Genomic DNA, 6,157 nt, shown 5'->3' on the forward strand with positions numbered 1-6,157 from the left:
GCCGGCGCGCTCGCTCAGGCGGCGGTGGGGTGGGCCAACGAGGCCAGCGCGCGCCGGACGTCGGCGAGCGAGACGGTGGTGGAGTCGTCCAGGTCGGCCAGGCCAGCCTCGATCCACTGCCGCATCAGCGTGGTGACCCCGAGGCCGCGGGCGTCGGCGGCGGCCCGCACCCGCTCGTAGGTCTCCAGCGGCAGCCGGACCGACCGGCTCACCATCGGCACGTCGGTGTCGGGGGTGGGCAGGTCCACCGCCGGGCTCTGGTCGATCAGCTCGGCGATCCGGTCGTCGCCGCTGTGGAACTGCTTGGTCGCGTCGTTACGGTGCATCGTCACGGCCCTCCTCATCGGCGAGATCTCCGCACGGCCTCGTCGTAGCGCTTGGACTCGACGTCGCTCAGCTCCCGGGCGGAGAGGATGTCCCAGTCGTTGTCGGCGCCGTCGGCCTCGGCGAGCAGCACCGCCAGTCGGCGGCCTCGCCGGGCGGCGGCGTAGACCACCATCACGTCGTCGCCCAGGTGGCGGATCACCCGTCGGGCGCTGTGCAGCGCCTCCCAGACTTCCCCGGGCGTGACGTCGTAGACCCTCAGGTTGGCCAACGCCTCGTCGGTGAAGCTGAACCTGCTGCCCACGTCGCGGAGCGTACCACGCGCGTAACACGCACCGGCATGAGTCAAATTTCGCTGATCACGGCCTCGCGGTGACAGGATGGGTCGTAATCCCCTCGAGGAGGTTCATGGTGAAGCGTCAGGCGTACCAGCCGCTTCTGATCACCGACGCCTCGCGCAGCCAGAACGACCAGCTCACCAGCCGTCAGCGCCGCTATGTGCTGATGATGGGCATCCGGGTGGCGTGCATCATTCTCGGCGCGATCCTGGTCGGCGCGAAGGCCCCACTGCTCTGGCTTTGGCTGCCGTTGTGCGCCCTCGGCATGGTGCTCATCCCGTGGCTGGCCGTGCTGCTGGCCAACGACCGCCCGCCCAAGGAGCAGCACCGGCTGGCCAACCGGTTCCACCCCCGCCTGCAGGACGACACCCCGCCGATGAGCCTCACCGCCGAGGAACGCCCGCACAAGGTCATCGACGCCGAACCCTGACCCACCACGGGCGGGCCAGGGTCCGGCAGGTCACGGCCGTGGCCGGGCTCCGACGGTGGAGACGGCCACGGCCCCCAGGTCGGCGGCGCGGTTGAGCGCCGCGGTCGGGGCGGCGCCGGCGAGCCAGGCGGTGAGCAGACCGGCCGCGAAGGCGTCGCCCGCCCCGGTGACGTCCACCACCGCCACCCGCCGGGCCGGGGCCACGCAGACCGGGGCCGAGCGGTCCACCCAGACCGCGCCGGCCGCGCCCCGCTTGACCACCACCCGACGGGCCGTCGCCGACAACGCCCGCCCCTGCGCCGCCGGGTCCAGCCCGCCGGCCAGCACCGTCGCCTCGTCCGCGTTCACCAGCAGCAGGTCGACGTCGCGTACCCAACCCAGGAAGGCCGCCGCGCCGACCCGCCGCAGCGGCGCCGCGGAGGCCGCGTCGACGCTGGTGGTGAGCCCGCGCTCGCGGGCGGCGGCCAGCGCCCGCAGCCCGGCGCCGCGCGACTCGGTGTCCAGCAGGGTGTACGCGGACAGGTGCAGGTGCCCAGCGTCGGGCACCGCCGCGAGGGCCCGCTCGACATGCTCGGCACTGAGCCGCAGGTTCGCGCCCCGCTGGCTGATCATCGTGCGCTCGCCGTCGGTGGCCAGCACGATCACCGTGCCGGTCGGGACGCCCTCGACCCGGTCGACCGCGCAGTCGACCCCCGCACGGTCGAGCTCGGCCACCCGGTCGCGCCCCGCGTCGTCGTTGCCGACCGCGCCGACGAGCGTGACGTCCACCCCCTGCGCGGCGATCCAGGCGGCGGTGTTGGCCGCCTGCCCGCCGCCGCCGAGAGTGATGTCGGCGGCGGTGTCCGAACCCGCCGCGGGCGGGCCGGACAGCACCGCGACCACATCGGTGATCAGGTCCCCGACGACGACCACCCGGGCCGGTCGGGTCATGCCGGGTCGGCGTTGGCGCGAGCGGCGGCGACCGCGATCCGCGCGGCCAGATCGGCGTTGCGCAGGATGATCCGGACGTTCACCGCCAGGCTCGCGCCCTCGGTGGCCGAGTGGAAATGCGCCAGCAGGTACGGGGTGACGGCCTTGCCGGTCACCCCGTCCCGCTCCAGCAGTGCCAGACCCTCGGTGAGGGTCCGGTCGTGCAGCTCCGGGTCGAGCTGCTCGTCGACCGGCAGCGGGTTGGCGACGATCAGGCCGCCGGCGTGCACGGCGTGCCCGTCACGGGCGGCGAGCACGGCGGCGACCTGCTCCGCCGAGTCGACCGACCAGTCCAGGTCGAAGCCTCCGTCGGTGAGGTAGAAGCCGGGGAACCGGCGGGTGCGGTAACCGACCACGGCGACCCCCAGGGTCTCCAGCCGCTCCAGCGTCGCGCCCACGTCGAGGATCGACTTGACCCCGGCGCAGACCACGGCGATCGGGGTCCGGGCCAGGGTGATCAGGTCCGCCGACTCGTCGAAGGTGTGCGCGGCCTCCCGGTGCACCCCACCGAGCCCTCCGGTGGCGAACACCCCGATCCCGGCCGCGGCGGCCACCGCACTGGTCGCGGCCACGGTGGTGGCGCCGTCCGCGCCGGTCGCCGCCGCCACCGCGAGGTCGCGGACGGAGAGCTTGGTCACTCCATCGACGGTGGCCAGGCGGGTTAGCTGCGCGTCGTCCAGGCCGACCACCAGCTCGCCGCCGATCATGCCGATCGTCGCCGGGACCGCCCCGGCGTCCCGGACCGCCTGCTCGATCTCCCGAGCCACCCGAAGGTTCGCCGGCCGGGGCAGGCCGTGCGAGACGATGGTGCTCTCCAGGGCGACGACGGGCCGGCCGTCGTGCAGGGCGTCGGCCACCTCGGTGCCGTAGCTGATGCGAAAGTCAGTCACGGGGGGCACGGTACGGGGTGGGGCCGCGGCCGGCCTCAAGTGGACCCGGCCGTGATGACCTGCCAAACTTGACGGTCGGAGGTGCAGACGTGAGCACAGAGGTTCTCGAGCGTCCGGAGCTGAAGGACGCCGATACCGGTCCCGAGATGTTCCACTACGTCCGCAAGGAGAAGATCGCCGAGAGTGCCGTCATGGGCACCTTCGTCGTCGCGCTCTGCGGGGAGACCTTCCCGGTCACCAAGGCGGCCAAGCCGGGTTCGCCGGTCTGCCCCAAGTGCAAGGAGATCTACGACTCGTACCGCGAGTGAACGACGGCCGCTGTCCCGGCCGGCGACGTAGCCTGCGGCGGTGACCACCTCCACCGCCCTGCTCTTCGCCGACCTGACCGGGGTGGCGGTGTTCGCCGCGTCCGGGGCCTCGGCCGCGGTGGCCAAGCGGCTCGACCTCTTCGGCGTCGCGTTCGTCGGCTTCGTGGCCGCCCTCGGCGGCGGAATCTTCCGGGACCTGGTCATCGACGAGGTGCCGCCGCTGGCCTTCGCCGACTGGCGGTACGCGGCGACCGCCGCCGTCACCGCGCTAGCCGTCTTCTGGCTGCACCCGCAGCTGGCCCGGCTACGCACCACGGTGCTGGTGCTGGACGCGGCGGGCCTCGCGCTGTTCACCGTGACCGGCACGCTCAAGGCGCTCGACGCCCGGGTGCCGGCGGTCGGCGCCTGCCTGATCGGCATGCTCACCGCGATCGGCGGCGGCCTCGGCCGGGACCTGCTCACCGCCGAGATCCCGGTGGTGCTGCGCCGGGAGATCTACGCGGTCGTCGCCCTGGTCGGATCGGTCGTGGTGGTGCTGCTGTACGTCACCGACCAGACCGGGCCGCTGCCGCTCACCGCCGCCGCCGTGCTGGTCTTCGGGCTGCGCCTGATCGCCCTGCGCCGGCGCTGGTCCGTCCCGGTAGCGACGCTGCGCCCGCCCCGTAGCGGTGGCGCGGATCCGCGCACCGACCGGGACTGGTGAGGGCTCAAGCCGACGGGTCGGCGGGGGCTTTCCGTGACCCCGGTGGGCCCGGGGTCTGGGTGGTGGATGTGACCAGCGTGGCGTCGCCTGGGCCGTGGGGCCCGCGCTGGTTATGCTGAGTCGGCCTTCGCGGCAGCTTCTGCGCGGAGGCGTTTTCATGGGCGGCGGTACTCGTGGCCCTCGCCCGGGGTCCGCCGTCGTGCGGTCGGAGAGGAGCTTCGCGTGGCAGCCCGGACGCCGGTGCTCGAGACGTTCCCGGCACTACGTGCCTGGCAGCGCAAGGCCCTGGTGGAGTACCTGCGCCGGCGCAGCGAGGACTTCATCGCGGTCGCCACACCCGGCGCCGGCAAGACCACCTTCGCCCTGCGGATCGCGGCCGAGCTGCTCGGTGACGGCACCATCGAGGCGGTCACGGTCGTCGCCCCGACCGAGCACCTCAAGAACCAGTGGGCCGAGGCCGCGGCCCGGGTGGGTATCCAGCTCGACGCCGCGTTCCGCAACGCCGACGTGCACTCCGCGGCCGACTTCCACGGCGCGGTGGTCACCTACGCGCAGGTGGGGATGGCCCCGCAGGTGCACCGGCGGCGCACCATGACCCGACGCACCCTGGTCATCCTCGACGAGATCCACCACGCGGGCGACTCCCGGACCTGGGGCGACGGGGTGAAGGCGGCCTTCGAGCCCGCCGTACGCCGGCTGATGCTCACCGGGACGCCGTTTCGCTCCGACGACAACCCCATCCCGTTCGTCAGCTACGAGCGCGGCGGTGACGGGCTGCTGCGCTCCCGCGCCGACTCGGTGTACGGCTACTCGGACGCGCTGCGCGACGGCGTGGTCCGGCCGGTGCTCTTCCTGGCGTACTCGGGTGAGACCCGCTGGCGGACCAACGCGGGCGAGGAGTTGGCGGCCCGGCTCGGTGAGCCGATGACCCAGGATCTGGTGGCGCAGGCGTGGCGTACCGCTCTGGACCCGGCCGGGGACTGGATGCCGCAGGTGCTGCGGGCCGCCGACGCCCGGCTCACCGTCCTGCGCAACGCCGGGATGGCCGACGCCGGCGGGCTGATCATCGCCACCGACCAGCAGTCCGCCCGCTCGTACGCCAAGCTGATCGAGCAGGTGACCGGCGAGAAGGCCGCCGTGGTGCTCTCCGACGACGTGGGCGCGTCCGCACGGATCGCGACGTTCGCGGCCTCCGAGCAGCGGTGGCTGGTCGCGGTGCGCATGGTGTCCGAGGGGGTGGACATCCCGCGGCTCGCCGTCGGGGTCTACGCCACCAGCGCCAGCACCCCGCTCTACTTCGCCCAGGCGATCGGCCGGTTCGTCCGGGCCCGCCGGCCCGGGGAGACCGCGTCGGTCTTCCTGCCCAGCGTGCCGCACCTGCTCGGGCTGGCCAGCGAGATGGAGACCGAGCGGGACCACGTGCTCGGCAAGCCCAAGGAATCGGACGGTTTCGACGACGATCTGCTGGAGCGGGCGCAGCGCGACGATCAGGCCAGCGGTGAGCTGGAGAAGCGGTTCGCGGCGCTCTCGGCCACCGCCGAGCTGGATCAGGTGATCTTCGACGGCGCGTCATTCGGCACGGCGGCCCAGGCGGGCACTCCCGAGGAGGAGGAGTACCTCGGCCTGCCCGGCCTGCTCACCGCCGACCAGGTCTCTCTGCTGCTGACCAAACGGCAGGCCGAGCAGCGCCGCCGCAGCGCCGACCGGGCCGCTCAGCCGGCCGGTACGCCCGTCGCGGCGCCGCCGGCACCAATGAGTGCCGCCCAGCGCCGGGTGGCGCTCCGGCGCCAGCTGAACGCTCTGGTGGCCGCCCGGCACCACCGCACCGGCCAGCCGCACGGCAAGATCCACGCCGAGCTGCGCCGGATCTGCGGCGGCCCGCCGAGCGCCCAGGCCACCATCGAACAGCTTGAGGAACGCATCGCCACCGTGCAGACCCTCTGACCCATCCGCCGCATCCGCAGCACCGGACCATCCAGACCGCGACCTGGCCGCGATCGGCGACCGCCCGCCCTCCCCAGCGGCGTCACCTCGCCAAGATCGTGCCAAATCCAGGATGTAGTGGCATCGGCGCGTCGGCGAGACCACTAAATCCTGGATCGAGCACGATCTCCGGCGCGGGGCGCGGGGCGCGGGGCGCGGGGCGCGGGGCGCGGTTGAACCGGGGTCGGGTCCGCCGAGGCCGCGGCCTGAAG

8 protein-coding genes are annotated in these 6,157 nt (G+C 73.5%); 4 read left to right on the forward strand and 4 right to left on the reverse strand.

Going from position 1 to position 6,157, the window contains the following annotated elements; all coding sequences use genetic code 11:
* Window positions 1-14: 14 nt before the first annotated feature.
* A complete protein-coding gene (locus ACWD6N_RS24235) occupies window positions 15-326 on the reverse strand; it encodes a hypothetical protein (RefSeq protein ID WP_354963314.1) in 312 nt (103 codons plus the stop codon).
* Window positions 327-340: 14 nt separating this feature from the next.
* Entirely contained in the window at window positions 341-628 is a 288-nt protein-coding gene (locus ACWD6N_RS24240) for a hypothetical protein (RefSeq protein ID WP_231930849.1), read from the reverse strand.
* Window positions 629-732: 104 nt separating this feature from the next.
* On the opposite strand from ACWD6N_RS24240, the gene ACWD6N_RS24245 reads away from it, so the two are divergent.
* Window positions 733-1,092, forward strand: coding sequence for a DUF3099 domain-containing protein (locus ACWD6N_RS24245; protein WP_354963131.1), 360 nt, complete (start codon window positions 733-735; stop codon window positions 1,090-1,092).
* A 30-nt stretch (window positions 1,093-1,122) separates the two neighbouring features.
* Here the strand turns inward: ACWD6N_RS24245 and ACWD6N_RS24250 are convergent, their stop codons facing one another.
* Window positions 1,123-2,022 carry a carbohydrate kinase family protein gene (locus tag ACWD6N_RS24250; protein ID WP_354963130.1) on the reverse strand — a complete coding sequence of 300 codons (900 nt, stop codon included), beginning with the start codon at window positions 2,020-2,022 and terminating at the stop codon, window positions 1,123-1,125.
* Window positions 2,019-2,951, reverse strand: a complete 933-nt coding sequence (locus ACWD6N_RS24255) for a pseudouridine-5'-phosphate glycosidase (RefSeq protein ID WP_354963129.1) — start codon at window positions 2,949-2,951, stop codon at window positions 2,019-2,021. The genes ACWD6N_RS24250 and ACWD6N_RS24255 overlap by 4 nt, the downstream gene beginning before the upstream one ends.
* Window positions 2,952-3,040: 89 nt before the next feature.
* Here ACWD6N_RS24255 and ACWD6N_RS24260 point away from each other — a divergent pair, with 89 nt between their 5' ends.
* From ACWD6N_RS24260 to ACWD6N_RS24270, 3 genes are all read left to right on the forward strand, one after another.
* On the forward strand, window positions 3,041-3,259 hold the full coding sequence (locus tag ACWD6N_RS24260; protein ID WP_007456912.1) for a DUF3039 domain-containing protein: 219 nt from the start codon (window positions 3,041-3,043) through the stop codon (window positions 3,257-3,259).
* A 40-nt stretch (window positions 3,260-3,299) separates the two neighbouring features.
* Entirely contained in the window at window positions 3,300-3,962 is a 663-nt protein-coding gene (locus ACWD6N_RS24265) for a trimeric intracellular cation channel family protein (RefSeq protein ID WP_354963128.1), read from the forward strand.
* Between the two features lie 222 nt (window positions 3,963-4,184).
* Window positions 4,185-5,906, forward strand: coding sequence for a DEAD/DEAH box helicase (locus tag ACWD6N_RS24270; RefSeq protein WP_354963127.1), 1,722 nt, complete (start codon window positions 4,185-4,187; stop codon window positions 5,904-5,906).
* Window positions 5,907-6,157 lie beyond the last annotated feature (251 nt).

This window comes from Micromonospora sp. NPDC005163 (assembly GCF_053599835.1).

Coding starts and splice junctions, on each gene's coding strand:
- ACWD6N_RS24235 (WP_354963314.1), bottom strand. CDS start 326: ATGCACCGTAACGACGCGACCAAGCAGTTCCACAGCGGCGACGACCGG.
- ACWD6N_RS24245 (WP_354963131.1), top strand. CDS start 733: ATGGTGAAGCGTCAGGCGTACCAGCCGCTTCTGATCACCGACGCCTCG.
- ACWD6N_RS24250 (WP_354963130.1), bottom strand. CDS start 2,022: ATGACCCGACCGGCCCGGGTGGTCGTCGTCGGGGACCTGATCACCGAT.